A 17,976-nucleotide genomic window follows, 5' to 3' on the forward strand; every position below is an offset into this window, starting at 1 on the left:
ACGCTGGTCGGCGTGCGCCTTCGTCATCTCGGGCTGCCTGTGCGTGACCACGAACGCAGCTTGCGCTTCTACACGACGTACTTCGAGTTCGACCCTGCCACCGCGCGGTCGTACCCGGACGGCACGGTGATCGTACGCAACGCGGACGGGTTCGACCTGGCGCTGCACCCGGCGGCGGAGGTGCCCCCGTCGTCCACCTTCCTGCACATCGGATTCGCCATGGTCGACCCGGCGGCGGTCGACGACCTGCGTACCCGGTTGGCACGCGACGGCGTGCCGATCGTGGAACGGGACGACGAATCGGACCTGGTCTCGTTCAAGTGCCTGGACCCGGACGGTTGGCGGGTGGAGGTGTACTGGGAAGCGGCGTGACGCTGGATCCCGTGCTGGCGCCCGGCCCAACCGGAGGCTCCAACCGGAGGCGACAACATCGGGGATGTTGCTGGTTCACCGTGGCGTGACACGGCACTATCCCCGATGTTGTCGCATCCCCGGCGTCGTCCGGAGGTGGCTCGGGAGAGACGACGAAGGGCCGGCCCCGGGTGGGGTCGGCCCTTCGTGGTGTTGGGGTTGTCAGGAGGTGGCGCTGTAGCCGCGGGTGGCGATCCAGTCGGCCAGTGCGTCGATGTTCATCCGGTAGGAGGCCTGGGTGGGGTCGGCGGAGTCGGCGATGGTGACGGTGTCGCCGCCGTCGCGGTAGCCGACGATGCTGATGTAGTGGCCGCCTTCGAAGCTGTGGGTGGTGCCGTCGGTGTCGGTGGCGGTGCCGGCGATGTTGGCGACCACGGCGTGGCCGTTGTCGACGGTGGCGACGATGTCGTCGCGCAGCTTGTCGGTCTGCTTGTCGTCGGCCTTGGGGCTGGCGATCTCGACCGAGCGGTAGACGTCCTTGCCGGTCTCCTTGTTGAGTACCGGGGTGATGTCGTTGATGGAGTTGGTGCCGGCCTCGGTGGTGCGCATTTCCTTGGCCATGGTGTCGACGTCGATGTTCTTGCCCTGCACGCTCAGGGCGTTGCGGGCGGCGGCGGGGCCGCAGTAGTAGAAGTTGGGCTGGGCTTCGTAGCGGACGCCGAGTTCGCGTTCGCCGCCGGGCTTGCGGTCGGCCTGCACGGCGGCGGGCTTGGTGGCCGGTGCGGCGTGGGCGGCGACGGCGGGGCCGGCGATGCCACCGGCGGTGGCGGCGGCTGCGGCGATGGTCAGGGCGGTCTTGCGCAGGATGGTGGTAGCCATGATGATCTGCACCTTTCGGTCGGGGGTGCGCGCGGCGGTACCCGCGTGGGGGGTGCGGGTGGGCCGTGCGGAAAGGGGATGATCGTTGCTACGCGCTGTCCGGCGGGTCGGTGCCCGGGACGTGGTGTAACGCCGGGTGGGCCGGGGGTGATTCCGGGGGCCTCGCCGGGGGAGGTGGCTGACCTGGTTCCGGGGGGTGTAACGCCCGGTGGCGGGGGGTCATTCCGACCCGGGCCGGGGGCGGCGCTCGGAGGCGCTCGTGGTTACGCCATGTACAACCACCGGACCGGGCCCACGATTCCGCCGGGGGCGTGAGCCGGGTCACCGCAAAGCATGACATAACGGACATGTAGTCGGTGGTCGCCACATCGGTGGGCCCTGCCTGCGCGAGCCGAGGCTCGCGGTGGGCATGGCGGGGGTGGTGGGGCGTTTTTCAAGCGGGGGAAGGGGAAAGCGGCGGCCGGGGCAGCAGGTCACGACCGAGGGGAGAGGTCCGTGCGGCAGCAGGACCGGTCCACCGCCATCCGCGAGCGCCTGTCACCGGTCGCCGGTGCGCCGCTGTGGTGCGACGCGCTTGATTTCGGACTTCGGGGCGACGGGGTCACCAACGACCAGCCGGCGCTGTCTGCTCTGGTCGACCGCCTGGGTGAGGGATACGCCGCCGACAGCCGGGCGCGGGTCATCTACTGCCCGCCCGGGATCTACTCGATCCGGGACGCGGGCACGGTGTGGCGCAGCGGGGTGTCGCTGATCGGCGCCGGGCCGGGAGCGACCCGGTTCGTGCTGAGCAACGAAGGCAACCGTGCCGACCCGACACCGCTGGCCTTCTGGACCACGGTGCAGCATGGCGCCGACCGGGACCGGCACATCGCCGACTGCACCTTCGCCGATTTCGAGATCGACGGCTCCGGCGTGGCCATGGCCGAGTACAGCTATCTGGCCAAGGGGCTCGGCCTGCAGTACGTGGTGCGGGGCGTCTTCCGCAATCTCTACATCCACCACACCGGCGCCACCGGACTCGGTTGCGACTTCCTCCAGGACAGCCTGATCGACGGCGTGGTGGTGGTCGGGTGCGGACGGCTGGACACCGGTGAGGAGATGGGCGGCGCGGGCATCGGCATCGGCATCGGCGGCTGGGGTGCGGTGGAGCGTTGCACCATCAGCAACTGCACCACCCTGGGCAACGGCACCAACGGGATCTTCCTCGAACTGCAGAAGCCGTACTGGACGCCGCCGCGCGGCTACCGCATCATCGGCTGCCACAGCCAGGCCAACCGGTTCGGCATCTCGGACTGGGGCGCCGACGGCCTGATCGTCTCGGCCTGCACGATCACCGGGAACCTGGAGGCCGGGTTCGACGTGTCCGCCAACGGCACGGCCGGCATCGCCGGTCGGGGTGGCATCCTCACCGACTGCGTGATCGACCGCAATGTCCGCGACGGGATCAGCATGGGCAACACCCCGGGGGCGTACACGATCAGGGGCAATCGGATCAGCGGCAACGGCTGGTACGGGTACCACCAGCACAGCCTGGGCAACGGCTACGAGGGCCCGGCGTCGGACGTGGTGATCGACAACAACGAGTTCTGGGACAACGGTCTGGACGGGATCCGGGTGGACCGGCCGATGGTCGACGCGACGGTGACGAACAACCGGATCCGGAGCAACGGGCGGCAGTGCGCCCCGGCGGCCACCGGCTCCGGGGAGTCGGTGCGGTACGGCCGGCGTGCCGTGTCCGACCGGGCGGCGGCGTGGTCGGTCGACGGGCACCGCGGCAAGCTGCTCCGGGTGGGGTCCCGACTGGCCCTTGTGGTCGGCAACACCGAGATGGAGCTGGAACTGGCCGACCTGCGACCGGACGCGGCGATCGCCTGGAACGAGGACGTGCCGCCACCCGGTGCGCGCTACGAGCTGCCGGCGGCGGCACCGGTACGGGCCGGAATCACGGTGAACGCCCATTTCGAGTCCGCGACGGTGCGCGGCAACCGGATCTGGGACAACCGCGACGACCCGACGCAGAGTTACGGCATCTGGATCAGCGATCAGGGCGCGTGTGTCTCCTGCCGGGTCGAGGACAACGACCTCGCCGGCAACACCGAGGGAGCGCTGCGGCTGGACCACCAACCGGTCGGCGGCCGCTGGGACCGCAACCACGTCGACGTGGACTGAGGGACGCCTCAGCCGTCCGCCTCGGCCGGGGCGATCGAGCTGGCCTCCGCGTGCCGGTCGCGCAGCCGGGCCCGGATCTCCTCCGGGGTGTACGCGCGCCGCCGTCGTTCCGCTCGGGCGATCACCACGCCGGAGGCCGCGACACCGGCCAGACCGGCCAACCCGAGGACCTTCCACCACCGCATCCGTCGCCGCATCCGCTTAGGGTAGTCCCCTATGAGCATCAGCCTGGACGAGGCGGTGGAGCTGACCCGTACCGGCGATCTGTGGGTCTTCCGTGGCCGCAGCGTGCCCGACCGGGCCATCCAGTTGACCACCAACAGTCCGGTCAACCACGTCGGCATGGCGGTGGTGCTGGACGACATGCCGCCACTGATGTGGCACGCCGAGCTGGGCCGGTCGTTGCCGGACCTGTGGACCGGCACCCACCAACGTGGTGTGCAGCTGCACGACCTGCGCGACGCGGTCTGCGTCTGGGGCAACCGGTACGGCCAGCGTGGCTGGCTGCGCCAGCTCGAGCCGCCGGCGGACGCGGAGATGGAGCGGTCGGTGCTGCGGACCATCGCCCGGCTGGACGGCACACCGTTTCCGTCCACCGCCCAGTTGGCCTGGCGGTGGTTGCGCGGCCGGGTGCCGTCACCGCGGTTGCCGCTGCCGGCGGCGCGGCGGCGCGGCCCGGCGGCGCGGGACCTGGCCCTGGAGACCGCGTACTGCGCCGAGGTCGTCGCGGTCACCTACGAGGCGATGGGTCTGCTGCCGGTCGGTCGACGACCAAGCTGGTACGACCCGGGCCGGTTCTGGAGCGGGGACGACCTGGGCCTGCACGGTGGTGCCCGGCTGGGCAGCGAGATCGAGGTGCGGATCCCGCCGCGTTGAGGTTTCGGCGAGCCGCGCTGCGGCAATTGCTTGCGGCGTGACTGCTTCCACCGATCTCGACCTGCTGACCGACTTCTTCGACCGGTACGGGGTGGCGTTGACCGTCGGTGACGTGCCGGCGATCGCCGGCTGTTACGCCCTGCCCGGGCTGGTGGTGGCCGACACCTACAGCTTCTCGTTCAACTCACCGGCCGCCGTCGCGCTGTCGTTCGTGGGTGCCGCGCCGGACTACACCGAGCGCGAACTGGTCGCGGCGCACGCCGACATCGAGCAGGTACAGCAGATCTCCGCGCTGCTCGTGGAGGTCGCGGTGCGGTGGGAGTTCCTGGACAGTCAGGGTCGGCAGGTGCCCGGCGAACGGTACCGCTACCTGCTGCGCAGCACCGAGCAGGGGCTGGCCATCTGCACCGTCGTGCGGACGGGCTGAGCCGCCGGGACGACCGTGGCCGCCGACCGGCCAGGTACCCGACGTCGATGCGTCCGGTACGTCGGGCGGGTCGGACGGCTTCGGCACCTGCCCGTTTCGCGCCCCGCGTCGGCGTGACTAGGCTGCCCGTCGGCGACGACGAGTGGGGACCTCAATGTCAGTGCGGCCGTCCGGTGATGACGCCAACGACGATGCCACCGGTGACGGGTACGGCGACGACAACCGTGCCGGCACCGGTGACCGGCACGACGATGCCACCGGTGACCGGCCGGGCGAGCCTGCCGGCGCTGGTGACGCACCCGGTGGGCACGCCCTGTCCAGAATGATCGCCTCCGCGCCCTGGGTGGTGGTGCTGGTCGGCGTCGCGGTCCTGGCGGTGCTGCTGGTGGTGGCGCTGCTGTCGTTCCGTGGCCCCGAAAGTCCGTCGGCCTGGTCACCGGGCCCGCCGATGGGTCTGCCGACAGCCGTCGGGCAGCGCGGCGACTCGACGCCCACGGCACCATCGACCGCCTCGACCGGTCCGTCCGCCTCGGCCACCTCGACGGCCTCGGTGAGCCCGACCGGCTCACCCACCCGGTCCGGGTCGCCGCAGCCGCCGACCGACCCGTCGCGTACCGGATCGGCCGCCGGGCCGGACGCCAGCCGGTCGCCGAGTGCGTCGGTGTCGGCGGTGCCGGCCGACGAGGGTGGGACGGTCACCGCCAGCTACCGGGTGCAGGACAGCGACGCGGACCACTTCGAGGCGCAACTGGTGGTCCGCAACGGCACCAGCCGGTCGGATGACTGGCAGGTGGAGTTGCGTTTCGTCGGCGGCGTCACCGGCGTCCGCGCCTCCAGCGGTCCGGGGGTGTCGGTGACCATCAGGGGCAGCGGCTGGTATCTGCTCAGCGGCACCGGTCAGCTCGCCGCCGGCGCGCAGCAGTCGGTGCAACTGCGGTTCACCCGTACCGGGGGCGGGGAGTACCCGACACAGTGCACGGTGAACGGAGCCGGCTGCGGGATGGGTTAGGACAGTTCATGATTCGTCGGGCACTTTCCGGCGCGGCTGAAGATCGTTACGCTTGCCGGGCTGCCCGCTGAGGAGAGACATGTCCGGTACGCGTCGTGCTCCCCGTCAGTTTCCGCCGCACGGCTCCGCCGCCGTGGCTTCCTCGCCGTGGATCCTGGTGTCGATCGGGGTCGTCATCATGGTGGTGCTGCTCGTCGTCGCGGTCGGCGCGTACCGGGGTCCCGGGCCGGACTTCCAGCCGGTGCCGCCGGGACAGCCGCCGGTCGCCGCCGCGCCGATACCCGAGCGGGCCTCCTCGGCAGGTCGGGAGGTGTCGACACCACCGTCGGTCGCGGTGCCGGGGCTGTCCCCGCGCCGGACCGACCCACCGAGCCCGACTCCCAGCGCCTCCCGTACGACGTCGGCACCGCCATCGGTGGCACCGTCCCGTACGACGGTGCCACCGGCACCGCAGCCCGCACCGATCGACGCCCGCTACCGGGTCTTGCACACGTTTCATGGCGGCTTCATCGCCGAGGTGTCGATCCGCAACATCTCCTCCCGTGACCTGGACTGGGTGGCGCGGGTGGACTACCCGGGCGGGCGGGTGGTGACGGCCTGGCTGGAGGGCGTGCCGCAGGGGACGTTCAGCGGTACCGGCGGGACGCTGACCTACCGCAGCGGGCCGGACCTGGACGCCTGGTCGTCGGTGGACCTGCGCTTCCACATCGAGTCGGCCGATTTCCGTCCCGCGAGCTGCAGCGTCTCCGGACGCACCTGCCGCAGTCGTCGTTAGCCCACGGGCACGGGTGACTTTCCCTTCTTGCGCAAGTGTCTGCTTTGTTGCGGGTCTGTTTGCAAGGTATTGCAGAATCTTTCGGCAAGGGCTAGCGTGCGGGCCAATCAGCGACCAGAGGAAGGCCGTCGATGAAACCCCCGCCGACACCGCGAAAAATCCTGCTCGCCCTCGTCTTCCTGCTCACCGTCACCCTGGTCGGCACGCCCGTCGCGGTGACCCCCGCCGCCGCGATCGATCGGTCCGCCGGCATCGGGGCACCGAGCGCCACCGGCGCCGTCACCTGGCACCGGGAACCCTCCGCCACGGCCCTGCTCGCGGCCGGCCGTAATCAGGCAAAGGCCGAGCAGTTCTACTTCGTACTGCCGGACCGGTTCGCCAACGGCGACCCGCGCAACGACCGGGGCGGCCTGGCCGGCGACCGGCTGCGCACCGGGTACGACCCCACGGACAAGGGGTTCTACCAGGGCGGCGACCTCAAGGGACTCACCGAGCGACTCGACTACATCGAAGGGCTGGGCACCACCGCCATCTGGCTCGCCCCGGTCTTCAAGAACCGGCCGGTGCAGGGCGAGGGCGACGACGTGTCGGCGGGCTACCACGGCTACTGGATCACCGACTTCACCCAGGTCGACCCGCACTTCGGTAGCCCCGCCGACCTGAGGAAGCTGGTCCAGCTCGCCCACCGGCGCGGTATCAAGGTCTACCTCGACGTCATCGTCAACCACACCGCCGACGTCATCGCCTACGAAGAGGACACGTACACCTACGTCGACAAGGCGACCGCACCCTACCGCGACACACAGGGCCGAGCGTTCGAGGACCGCAACTACGCCGACGGCAGCCGGGCCTTCCCGAAGGTCGACGGCGACTCCTTCCCGTACACCCCGGCCTTCGAGACCCGGGCCGACGCGAAGGTCAAGGTTCCGGCGTGGTTGAACGATCCCACCATGTACCACAACCGCGGTGACTCCACCTTCGCCGGGGAGAACAGCGAGTACGGCGACTTCTTCGGCCTCGACGACCTGTGGACCGAGCGGCCCGAGGTGGTCCGTGGCATGACGAAGATCTACGCTGACTGGGTGCGGGCCACCGGTGTCGACGGCTTCCGGCTGGACACGGTCAAGCACGTCAACATGGACTTCTGGCCGCAGTTCAGCCAGGGGGTGCAGCAGGCGGCGGCCCGCGCCGGCAAGCGGGACTTCTTCATGTTCGGCGAGGTGTACAGCGCGGACCCGGAGATCGCCTCCAGCTACGTGCGGCAGGGCGGGCTGCCCGCCACCTTGGACTTCGGCTTCCAGGAGGCCGCGCGCGGCTACACCGCGAACGACGGATCGGCCAGGACGCTGGCCGACCTCTACGCCCGCGACGACCTCTACGCCGCCCGGGACACCCACGCCGGGCGACTCACCACCTTCCTCGGCAACCACGACATGGGCCGGATCGGGTCGTTCATCGCCAATGGTCCCACCGATCCGGCCAGCCACCTCCGTCGCGACCAGCTCGCCCACGAGCTGATGTTCCTCACCCGGGGTCAGCCGGTGATCTACTCCGGCGACGAGCAGGGCTTCACCGGTGCCGGCGGAGACAAGGACGCCCGGCAACCGATGTTCGCCTCGCGCACCCCGGACTACCTCGACGACGACCTGCTCGGCACCGACCGCACCCACGCGGTCGACCAGTTCGACCCGACGCACCCGCTCTACCGGACCATCGCCGACCTGGGCCGGTTGCGCCAGGCACACCCGGCCCTGCGGGACGGCGTGCAGGTCACCCGGTACGCGGCCGACGGACCCGGCGTCTTCGCCTTCTCCCGCTTCGACCCGGACAACCGCACCGAGTATCTGGTCGCGGTCAACAACGCCACGAGCGCGCAGACCGTCACGGTGGACACCTGGTCGGCCGGCGCCACCTTCACCGGTCTTCACGGCAGCACCGGCCGGCCGGTCGCCACCGGCGACGGCAAGCTGACCCTGACCGTCCCGCCCCTGTCGGCGGTGGTGCACCGGGCCGGCAAGCCGGTCGCGCTGCTCGACGCCAAACCGGGCATCACCATCACGGCCCCCGAGGGGTCGCCGGCCACCCGCGCCGAGGTGACCGCCCAGGTCACCGGCGACCCGCTGGCGCGTGTCGCGATGGCCGCCCGGGTGGCCGGTGGCAAGTGGACGCTGCTCGGCTCCGCCCAGCGTGCGCCCTACACCGTGCACCACGACCTGACCGGTCTGGCCGCCGGCACCAGGATCGAGTACAAGGCGGTGGTCCGTGACGGTCGGGGCCGCACCGCCGCCGCCCGCTCCACCACCACCGTCGGCACCCCGGATCTGCCTGGCTCGTCCCGGGACTGGCTGGTGGTCCACCACCAGCGCCCCGACGGCGACTACGACGACTGGGGGCTGTACGCCTGGGGTGACATCGACCCGGAGTACGCCACCGAGTGGCCGCAGGGACAGCCGTTCGCGGGCACCGACGCGTACGGACGGTTCGCCTGGGTGAAGCTCAAGCCGGGCGCGAAGACCGTCGGTTTCCTGGTGGTCGACGCCGACGGCAACAAGGACGTCGACAACGACCGGACCGTCGACGTGACGCGGACCGGCGAGGTCTGGGTCAAGCAGGGCGACCCGGCGACGTACCAGACCCGGGAGGAGGCCGCGGGCGAACCCGCCCCGCCGGTCGAGGAGGGTGTGGCGGTCATCCACTACCACCGTCCCGACGGCGACTACGACGGCTGGGGCCTGCACCTGTGGGACGGCGCGGCCACCCCCACCGACTGGGCGAAGCCGATGCCGCCGACCCGGATCGACTCCTTCGGCGCGGAGTTCCGGGTGCCGCTGGCCGAGGGGGCCACCGGGCTCAGCTACATCGTCCATCGTGGCGACGAGAAGGACCTGCCGCAGGATCAGCGGCTCGACTTCGCCGACGCCGGCCGGGAGGTCTGGTTGCTCGCCGCGACACCGGGCCGGCTGCTGCCGGTGACGGCCACCGGCAGCAGCAGGGACACCGACATCGGCAAGCAGCGGGCGCACTGGATCGACCGGTCCACCGTCGCCTGGCGCACCGGCCCCACCGACGGTCGGGCGTACGCCCTGGTGACCGCGCCGACCGGCGGGGTGAGGGTGGTGGACGGCGAGCTGGTCGGGACGTACACCTCGCTGCCGTTGACCGCGCAGCGCAACGGGCTCACCGAGGCCCAGCGCGCGGCCTTCCCGCACCTGTGGGACCACCGGGCCCTCACCCTCGACCGGCGGGACCTGGCCAAGGTGCCGGCGGCGCTGCGCGGGCAGCTGCTGGTGACCGAGCGGGCCGCCGACGGCACCCTGCTCGGTGCCACCGGTGTGCAGGTCCCCGGCGTGCTCGACGACGTGTACGCGTCGGCCACCGCCGCCCGACTCGGCGCCACGTTCACCGGTGGCGTACCGACCCTGTCGGTCTGGGCACCCACGGCCCGGACGGTGTCGCTGGAGCTGTCCGACTCGCCGACGGCCACCGCGCGGCCGGTGGCGATGCGCCGCGACGACGGTACCGGCGTCTGGTCGGTACGCGGGCAGCGGTCCTGGAGCGGCAAGTACTACCGCTACCGGGTGCAGGCGTGGCAGCCGGCCACGCAGCAGATGGTCACCGCCTCGGTCACCGACCCGTACTCGGTGGCGCTGGCGGCGGACTCCACGCACAGCCAGATCGTCGACCTGACCGACCCGAAGCTCGCCCCGGCGGGTTGGGCGCGGCTACGCAAACCGGCCGCGGTGCCCTCGGCCAAGGTGCAGATCTCCGAGCTGTCGGTGCGGGACTTCTCCATCGCCGACGACACCGTGCCGCCGCAGCGGCGGGGCACCTTCCTCGCCTTCACCGACCCGGCCACCGCCGGCATGCGGCACCTGAGGGCGATAAGCGACGCCGGGGTGACCCACCTGCACCTGCTGCCGGCGTTCGACTTCGCCACCATTCCCGAGCGCCGGGCCGACCAGCGACAGCCGGACTGCGACCTGGCCGCCCTGCCGCCGGACTCGGAGCGCCAGCAGGAGTGCGTCGCCGCGGTGCAGGAGACCGACGGCTACAACTGGGGGTACGACCCGCTGCACTACACCGTCCCCGAGGGCGGGTACGCGGTCGACCCGCAGGGCGCCGGGCGCACCACCGAGTTCCGGCAGTTGGTGGCCGGGGTCAACGACGCGGGTCTGCGGGTGGTCATGGACGTGGTCTACAACCACACCTCGGCCGCCGGCACCGACCCGAAGTCGGTGCTGGACCAGATCGTGCCCGGCTACTACCACCGGCTGCTCGACGACGGCACGGTGGCCACCTCCACCTGCTGCGCCAACACCGCACCCGAGCACGCCATGATGGGCAAGCTGGTGGTGGACTCGCTTGTCACCTGGGCGAAGGCGTACAAGGTCGACGGGTTCCGCTTCGACCTGATGGGGCACCACCCGAAGGCGAACATCCTGGCCGTACGCGCCGCACTGGACAAGCTGACGGTGGCCCGGGACGGGGTGGACGGAAGGAACATCCTGCTCTACGGCGAGGGATGGAACTTCGGCGAGGTGGCCGACGACGCCCGATTCGTGCAGGCCACCCAGGCCAACATGGCCGGTACCGGCATCGGCACGTTCAACGACCGGCTGCGCGACGCGGTACGCGGCGGCGGCCCGTTCGACGACAACCCACGCCGGCAGGGCTTCGCCTCCGGGCTGTTCACCGACCCCAACGGCGACCCGGTCAACGGCTCGACCGCCGAGCAGCGGGCCCGGCTGCTGCTCCAGCACGACCTGGTGAAGGTGGGGCTGACCGGCAACCTGCGCGGCTACCGGTTCGTCGACTCGGCGGGCCGGCAGGTCACCGGGACCGACGTGGACTACAACGGCTCGCCGGCCGGCTACACCGACGCACCCGGGGAGGCGGTCACCTACGTCGACGCGCACGACAACGAGATCCTGTACGACGCGCTTGCGTACAAGCTGCCGCAGGACACCTCGGCCACGGACCGGGCCCGGATGCAGGTGCTGGCGCTGAGCACCGTGGTCATGGGTCAGGGCACCGGCTTCGTCACCACCGGCACCGAGCGGCTGCGGTCGAAGTCGCTGGACCGCAACTCGTACAACTCGGGGGACTGGTTCAACCAGATCCGGTGGAACTGCGCCGACGGCAACGGCTTCGGCATCGGGCTGCCGCCGGCCGAGGACAACCGGGACAAGTGGCCGTACGCGAAGCCGCTGCTGGCCGATCCGTTGCTGGTGCCGGACTGCGCGGCGGTCGAGCTGACCGACGCCCGCTACGCCGAGCTGCTGCGGATCCGGGCCTCGTCGCCGGTCTTCGGCCTGCCCACCGCGAAGGAGGTGCAGCGGCGGGTCGCCTTCCCGCTGTCGGGTGCGGACGAGACCCCGGGTGTGCTCACCATGACCCTCGACGCCCGGGGGCTCGGCGGGGCGTGGAAGTCGGTGACTGTGGTCTTCAACGCCACTCCGGAGAGTGCCACGCAGCGGGTGACCGGGTTGCGTGGGGCGGACGTGACGCTGCACCCGGTGCTGCGCTCCTCGGCCGACCCGGTGTTGCGTACCGCGGCCTTCGACCGCTCCAGTGGCACGTTCACCGTGCCGGGACGCAGCGTGGCGGTGTTCGTCCAGCGGTAGTGCACCCGGAGACACGACGCGCGACACGCTCCGGCCCCGCCGGTCCGATCCTTCTGGATCGTCCCGGCGGGGCCGAAGTCCCTCACCTCGGTCCGGCGGAGCCGGTCACCCGGTTGATCAGCCGAAGCAGTTCGGGATCGGGGTGAAGGTGCCGGCGCAGTTGGTCGGCTTGTTGGCCGTGATGGCCGACTTGTCGTCCACGTTCACCTCACCGAGGAAGCTGAAGACGCCGCCAGCGGTGAGAGTGGCGAAGTTGTGCGCTACCTTCGTCTTCTCCAGGTCGATCACACCGGCGACGGTGAAGATGCCGCCGCCGACGCCCAGCGGGCCGACTGCCCGGTTGCCGCTGATCTCGCTGTGCCGGAAGGTCGCCTCACCGGTGCCGTTGAACACGCCACCGCCGAAGAAGCCGGCCTTGTTCTCGACGATCTTGCTTTCCGTGACGTTGGCGATCGCCCGGAAGCCGAGCGCCAGACCGCCGCCGACGCCGGCCGTGGTGTTCTTGGCGACCTCGGCGTGCGCCAGCTCGACGGTGCTGTCGTCGCCCGCGGCGGTGACCCCGGCGCCGGCCAGGACAGCGGTGTTGCCGGTGATCTTCGTGTACTTCACCGTGGTGTTGCCCTGGATGTCCAGCAGGCCGCCACCGAAGCCGAGAGCCTCGTTGCCGGTGATCTCGGCCTTCTCGATCAGGGCGGTGCCACCGTCGATGTCCCGCCGGAAGATGAACGCGGCGCCGTTGGCCACGCCACCCCCGCCGATGATGGCGTCGTTGTTGAGCACCCTCGACTCGCCCACCCGCAGGACGCCGGCGTTGAAGATGCCGCCGCCGTAGAGGAAAGCGGTGTTGTCGGCGACCGTGGTGTGGTGCAGGCTGGCCTTACCGAAGTTGGCCAGGCCACCCCCGACACCGCCGGCCTGGTTGGCGACGATGTGCGTCTCCTCGAACGAGGCGCTGCCGCCGGGCTGGACGAGTACGCCGCCACCGTCGTTCGACAACGGGTCGACAAGCGTCGACGGGGCGCTGTCGGCCTTGGCCTTGAGCGCGATGCCCTTCGGCGTGGCCTGGAGCAGCGGCAGGTACTCCTTCTTGGCCTCGGCGGCCTTGGTCGCCTCGACCGAGTTGGAGAACCGCGACCAGACCGCCTCCGGCGTTTCGTTGTTGATCGGCAGTGCCCGGGTCTGGCCGTTCTTGATGGTCAGGCCCTTGACGGTCAGGTTTCCGCCGCGACCCACGTTGAGGATCCGGAACTCCGCCGCGGTGGCGTCCCGGGTGATTGTGGTGTCGTGTCCCTTGAGCACGACATCCTCGGTGATGACCGGAAGCCCGTTCGAGCCGGTGCGGTCGTCGCCGACGCCGGACCGGGTCAGCTTGTAGGTGCACCCCTTGGCCAGGTTCAGCACGCCGCCGTGGTTCTCGTTGGCGAAGATCAGTGCCTGGATCAGCTTGTCGCTGTCGCAGGGCACATCCTTGCCCTCCGGCGGAGGGACGGGCATCCGCCGGTCGGCGCCGCGGTTGTCCCCGTTGCGTTCGTCACCGCGGTGCTCCCCGTTGCGTTCGTCGCCGCGGTCGGCCTGTCCGGGCGCGCCCTTCTTGCCCGCAGGTGCTGCCGGTGTCGCGGCAGGCTGATCCCCGTCCCTGCTGACCTGCTGGGCGGTGGACCAGCGCAGACCATCGGTACCAACCGCGCCGGCGCCAGTGGCGACCCCGACGGCGGCGATGCTGACCACGCCGGTGAGCCCGGCGACGCCACTGGCGAGCCAGAGCTTGCGACGCCGCTTGGGCGTCGCCTCCGGCTCACTGGCGTTGTTCTTAGCTACATAGTTGGACATCGGAGCTCTCTGCCCTCTCGTCGTACCAGACAGGGTCGTCACGCACAGGCGAGCGTCCCCTGCTACAAATCGGTTGTAGCTCCCAGAACCACCGTATGAGAATGTTCCTCGCCTCAAGGCCTTATCCGAAATAACCCCACATTGGGTACGCGGATGACCAGCGAGGCCAGGTCCGTGCTGATCGGCACGGTCGGGCGGCTTCCCCCCGGACCTGCTCTGACCTGCGCGGACGGCCCTGGATGGCACGGAATCGGGACGAAGGTGGGGCTCCTCCGTGGCGCCGAGCGGCACGGAGGAGCCCCGCTATGTGGTGGTGCTGTCCTGGTTGCTCGTCACTCGCCTCGGCGATGGCTCAGCCGAAGCAGCGTTCGGGGATGACCGGGCTGCCGAGGCAGTTGGTCGGTCGGTTGCCGGTGACCGCGGACTTCCGGTCGATCTCCACCCGGTTGTTGTCGGTGTAGATGCCGCCGGGTTGGTTGGTGGCCACGTTGTCGGCGACCCTGGTCCGGATGAGCGTGGTCACGCCGTCCTGATTGGCGATGCCCCCCGCGAAGCCAGCCGTACCCGACGCCTGGTTGCCCCACAGTTCGGAGTCGCGCAGGGTCACCGAGGCACCGTCGTTGAACAGCCCGCCGGCTGCGCCGTTGGCGGCCACGTTCTCCTTGACGACGCTGTGGTCGACGACGGCGATGGAGTCTTCGGCGATCCCGAGGCCGCCGGCGTCGTCGCTCGCGTAGTTCCGGACGACCAGCAGGTGCTCCAGGCTCACCCGGCTGTCGCCGAGGGCGACCAGACCGCCGCCGTCGAGGCTGCTGGTGTTGTCGGTGAGCTGGCTCTGGACGGCGGTCGTGTCACCGCCGTTGACGAAGACGCCGCCGCCGAGTACCCCGGTCCGGTTGTGGCTGATCGTGCTCTTCCAGATCCAGACCGTGCCACCCGTGCCGGCGAAGCCGTTGGGTGTGGAGCCGCTGGCGATGCCGCCGCCCCCGGCGCCCGAGGTGTTGTAGACGATCTTCGACTCCTCGACCCGTAGCGTGCCCGCGTTGAACACACCGCCGCCGAAGCTGCCGGCACTGTTCTGTTCGACGGTGCTGCTGCGGATCGTGGTGGTGCCGTAGTTGGCGACGCCACCTCCGTTACGGGTCGCCTGGTTCTGCACGATCCGGACGTGCTCCAGGTCGGCGGTGCCGCCCCGCTGCACCAGGATTCCACCCCCGTCGACGCCGTCGGCGGCGATGCTCGGCGGAGCGACGTCCGCTCCGACGATCCCGGTCCCGGCCTTGGTCGCCGGTGCCGCCTTGGCCCCGGCTGCCTTTGCTCCGGCCGCAGTGGCCCCGGCTGTCTTGGCCCCGTCGGCCGTGGGCTTCGCTCCGGCTGCCTTGGCCTTGGCTCCGGCCCTCGGGGCGGTCCCGGCGGCTTTCCCGGTGCCGAGTTCGAGTCCCGCGAGCGGCGCCGGGGGCGTGATGCCCGGAGCGGTCTGCCCGCCCTTGACCGTGACACCCTTCAGCGTCAGGTGACCCCCTCGACCGACGTTGAGGATGCGGAACCGCTCGACGTTGGCGGCCCGGACGATCTTGCTGTCGTCACCCGTCAACGTGATCGGCTTGGTGATCACCGGAAGCCCGTTGCCGTCGTCGCTGCGGGTCAGTTCGTACGTGCAGTGCCGGGCCAGGGTGAGCACGCCACCGTGGTTCTGGTTGGCGTGCACGATCGCCTGGATCAGCTTGTCGGTGTCGCAGGGCACCTCGTGGGCCCGGTCCTTGTCGCCGGCGGCGTCCTTGCGGCCAGCGCCCTTGCGGCCGGCGTGGTCACCGGCCGCCTCCTGCTCGCCGCCGCTCTCGGCCGCGTCTGCCTTCCCGGCGTCGCTGACGTTCTGCCGGGCGTTCGACTGCGCGTCCGTCCGACCCGACGTGCCGGACCGGTCGTCCCGGGCGGCCACCCCGCCCAGCGCGGCCAGACCGACGACGCCGGTCAGGCCGGCCACACCCGCTGTCAGCCATAGTTTTCGTCGTCGAAGTCCCGGCGGTGCCGCCGGTGGTGGTGCCGGGGGCGGCCCACCGTAGGAAGTGGTCACGTCATCAGACATCAGAGCCTTCCGCCCTTTCCTGCTACCAGACTGGCCCGCACCGAGCGAATAGGCGCGAGCAGCTACAAATGGGTTGCAGCCTCTGATGACCACCGTATGAGAATGTTCCTCGCGAGAGGGATGAATCCGAAACAACCCCGCATTGACACCTGATCGGGCATCACCCGGCCATCCCGCAAGATCTGGTTGAAAGCGGTTGACCAGGACGAACGCCGGATCCGCAGGACAGACGAGGGCGGACCCCATGCCAGGAGCATCGCTCCGGCGGGGGTCCGCCCTCGGTAGCCGGTGCCACGGCTCGGACGAGCCCTGGGCAACGCGGTTACGCGTCTCGCCCGATCAGTCGGGCGTCCGATCAGCCAGGCAGTCGCGGCCCGGCCGCACGCTGCTCGGCCAGCCAGGTCTCCACCTCGTCGGCCCGGCGCGGCAGGCCGGCCGACAGGTTCACCGCGCCCGAGGTGGTGACCAGGACGTCGTCCTCGATCCGGATGCCGATGCCACGCAACTCCTCCGGCACCAGCTCGTCCTCCGGCTGGAAGTACAGCCCCGGCTCGACCGTGAGCACGTACCCCTCACCCAGGGTGCCGTCGCGGTACATCTCCTTGCGGGCGTTCGAGCAGTCGTGCACGTCGATGCCGAGCATGTGCCCGAAGCCGTGCAGCGTCCAGCGGCGGTAGACCATGGAGTTCTCGTCCATCGCCTCGTCCACGCTCACCGGCAGCAGCCCCAGGTCGGCCAGTCCTTCGGCGAGCACCCGCATGCAGGTCAGGTGGACGTCCTTGAAGGTCACGCCCGGCTTGATGAAATCGATCCCGGCCTGCTGCGAGGCGTACACGACGTCGTAGACCTGGCGCTGCAACGGGCTGAACCGCCCGTTGACCGGCAACACCCGCGTCACGTCCGCGGTGTAGAGGTGGCGGCCCTCCACGCCCATGTCCATCAGCAGCAGCTCGCCCGGACGGGTGGCACCGTGGTTGTGCACCCAGTGCAGGATCGTGGCGTGCTCGCCGGCGCCGACGATCGAGCCGTAGCCGACGTCGTTGCCGTCATGCCGGGCCCGCAGCGCGAAGATGCCCTCCAGCAGCCGCTCGGAGACGCCTCGGTCGGCCGGCAGTGCCCGGGCCACGTCCTCGAAGCCGCGTACGGTGGCGTCGACCGCCTCCTGGAGCTGGGCGATCTCCCACTCGTCCTTGACCAGCTTCAGCTCCGAAACGGCGATCGCCAGCTCACGGTCGCGGGCCGGCTGCCCCTCTTCTCGCGGGCCGTCCCAGGCCCGCACCGCGGCGTCCACCCGGGCGTCGAAGCCACGCAGCACCCGGGTACGCGCCGGCGCCAGCTCCGCCAGCGCCGCGTCCAGCTCGGTCAGATCGGCGGTGGGCAGACCCAGCTCGGTCGACTTCTCGCTCAGGGTGTGTCGCCGGCCCACCCACAGCTCGCCGTGCCGGCTGCGGAAGAACTCGTCGTTCTCCCGCGACGAGCGGGGGCGCATGTACAGCGTGGCGTCGTGGCCGGAGCCGGTCGGCCGCAGCACCAGCACGCCGTCCGGGTCGTGGTCCCCGGTCAGGTACGCGAAGTCGCTGCCCGGCCGGAAGCGGTACTCGGTGTCGTTGGCGCGTACCTTCTCGCCGCCGGTGGGGATCACGAGCGTCTCACCCGGGAAGGCCGCCGAGAGGGCGGCCCGACGCTTGGCGTAGTTCGGCACCTCCGGCCGTGGACCGACCGGCAGGGTGGTGTCCCGCCAGCCCTGCCGCATGAACGACAGGAACGCCGGTGGGAAGTCCGGGTCGTGCGACTCGGTGCCGTCGGTCGGCTCGCCGTCGGTGCGTTCCTCGGTCATGCCCCGCTCCCTTCGCCTCGTTGCTGGTCCCGACGGTACCGCGAACCCGGTCCCGGGCCGACCCGCCGGTGGCCGTCCTGGCGGGCCCGGCAGTGCCGCGACGGCCGACAAAC

Annotated in this window: 12 protein-coding genes; 7 read left to right on the forward strand and 5 right to left on the reverse strand. The window is 70.8% G+C overall.

Going from position 1 to position 17,976, the window contains the following annotated elements; translation table 11 throughout:
- The first annotated feature begins 12 nt into the window (after positions 1-12).
- Positions 13-372, forward strand: coding sequence for a VOC family protein (locus O3597_RS06455; RefSeq protein ID WP_164448262.1), 360 nt, complete (start codon positions 13-15; stop codon positions 370-372).
- Positions 373-573: 201 nt separating this feature from the next.
- Here O3597_RS06455 and O3597_RS06460 read toward each other — a convergent pair whose 3' ends face one another.
- Positions 574-1,230 (reverse strand): C39 family peptidase, encoded by a 657-nt coding sequence (locus tag O3597_RS06460; RefSeq protein ID WP_281603511.1) that lies wholly within the window; start codon positions 1,228-1,230, stop codon positions 574-576.
- A gap of 495 nt (positions 1,231-1,725) precedes the next feature.
- Between O3597_RS06460 and O3597_RS06465 the strand changes: the two genes are divergently transcribed.
- On the forward strand, positions 1,726-3,399 hold the full coding sequence (locus tag O3597_RS06465; RefSeq protein WP_164448260.1) for a right-handed parallel beta-helix repeat-containing protein: 1,674 nt from the start codon (positions 1,726-1,728) through the stop codon (positions 3,397-3,399).
- An 8-nt stretch (positions 3,400-3,407) separates the two neighbouring features.
- On the opposite strand, the gene O3597_RS06470 is transcribed toward O3597_RS06465, so the two are convergent.
- Entirely contained in the window at positions 3,408-3,596 is a 189-nt protein-coding gene (locus tag O3597_RS06470; protein WP_208020949.1) for a hypothetical protein, read from the reverse strand.
- Between the two features lie 19 nt (positions 3,597-3,615).
- Between O3597_RS06470 and O3597_RS06475 the strand changes: the two genes are divergently transcribed.
- From O3597_RS06475 to pulA, 5 genes are all read left to right on the forward strand, one after another.
- On the forward strand, positions 3,616-4,275 hold the full coding sequence (locus O3597_RS06475; protein WP_281603512.1) for a hypothetical protein: 660 nt from the start codon (positions 3,616-3,618) through the stop codon (positions 4,273-4,275).
- A gap of 37 nt (positions 4,276-4,312) precedes the next feature.
- A complete protein-coding gene (locus O3597_RS06480) occupies positions 4,313-4,702 on the forward strand; it encodes a hypothetical protein (RefSeq protein WP_164448257.1) in 390 nt (129 codons plus the stop codon).
- Between the two features lie 154 nt (positions 4,703-4,856).
- On the forward strand, positions 4,857-5,711 hold the full coding sequence (locus O3597_RS06485; RefSeq protein ID WP_281603513.1) for a hypothetical protein: 855 nt from the start codon (positions 4,857-4,859) through the stop codon (positions 5,709-5,711).
- 79 nt (positions 5,712-5,790) lie between these two features.
- Complete coding sequence (locus O3597_RS06490; RefSeq protein ID WP_281603514.1) at positions 5,791-6,486, forward strand: cellulose binding domain-containing protein; 696 nt, start codon at positions 5,791-5,793, stop codon at positions 6,484-6,486.
- Between the two features lie 131 nt (positions 6,487-6,617).
- A complete protein-coding gene (gene pulA / locus O3597_RS06495) occupies positions 6,618-12,110 on the forward strand; it encodes a pullulanase-type alpha-1,6-glucosidase (protein WP_281603515.1) in 5,493 nt (1,830 codons plus the stop codon).
- A gap of 117 nt (positions 12,111-12,227) precedes the next feature.
- On the opposite strand, the gene O3597_RS06500 is transcribed toward pulA, so the two are convergent.
- From O3597_RS06500 to O3597_RS06510, 3 genes are all read right to left on the reverse strand, one after another.
- Positions 12,228-13,940 carry a hypothetical protein gene (locus O3597_RS06500; RefSeq protein WP_281603516.1) on the reverse strand — a complete coding sequence of 571 codons (1,713 nt, stop codon included), beginning with the start codon at positions 13,938-13,940 and terminating at the stop codon, positions 12,228-12,230.
- A gap of 352 nt (positions 13,941-14,292) precedes the next feature.
- Positions 14,293-16,026 carry a right-handed parallel beta-helix repeat-containing protein gene (locus tag O3597_RS06505; protein WP_281603517.1) on the reverse strand — a complete coding sequence of 578 codons (1,734 nt, stop codon included), beginning with the start codon at positions 16,024-16,026 and terminating at the stop codon, positions 14,293-14,295.
- 355 nt (positions 16,027-16,381) lie between these two features.
- Positions 16,382-17,863 (reverse strand): aminopeptidase P family protein, encoded by a 1,482-nt coding sequence (locus tag O3597_RS06510; RefSeq protein WP_281603518.1) that lies wholly within the window; start codon positions 17,861-17,863, stop codon positions 16,382-16,384.
- Positions 17,864-17,976 lie beyond the last annotated feature (113 nt).

This window comes from Verrucosispora sp. WMMA2044 (assembly GCF_027497155.1).
GTDB classification, from domain to species: domain Bacteria; phylum Actinomycetota; class Actinomycetes; order Mycobacteriales; family Micromonosporaceae; genus Micromonospora; species Micromonospora palythoicola.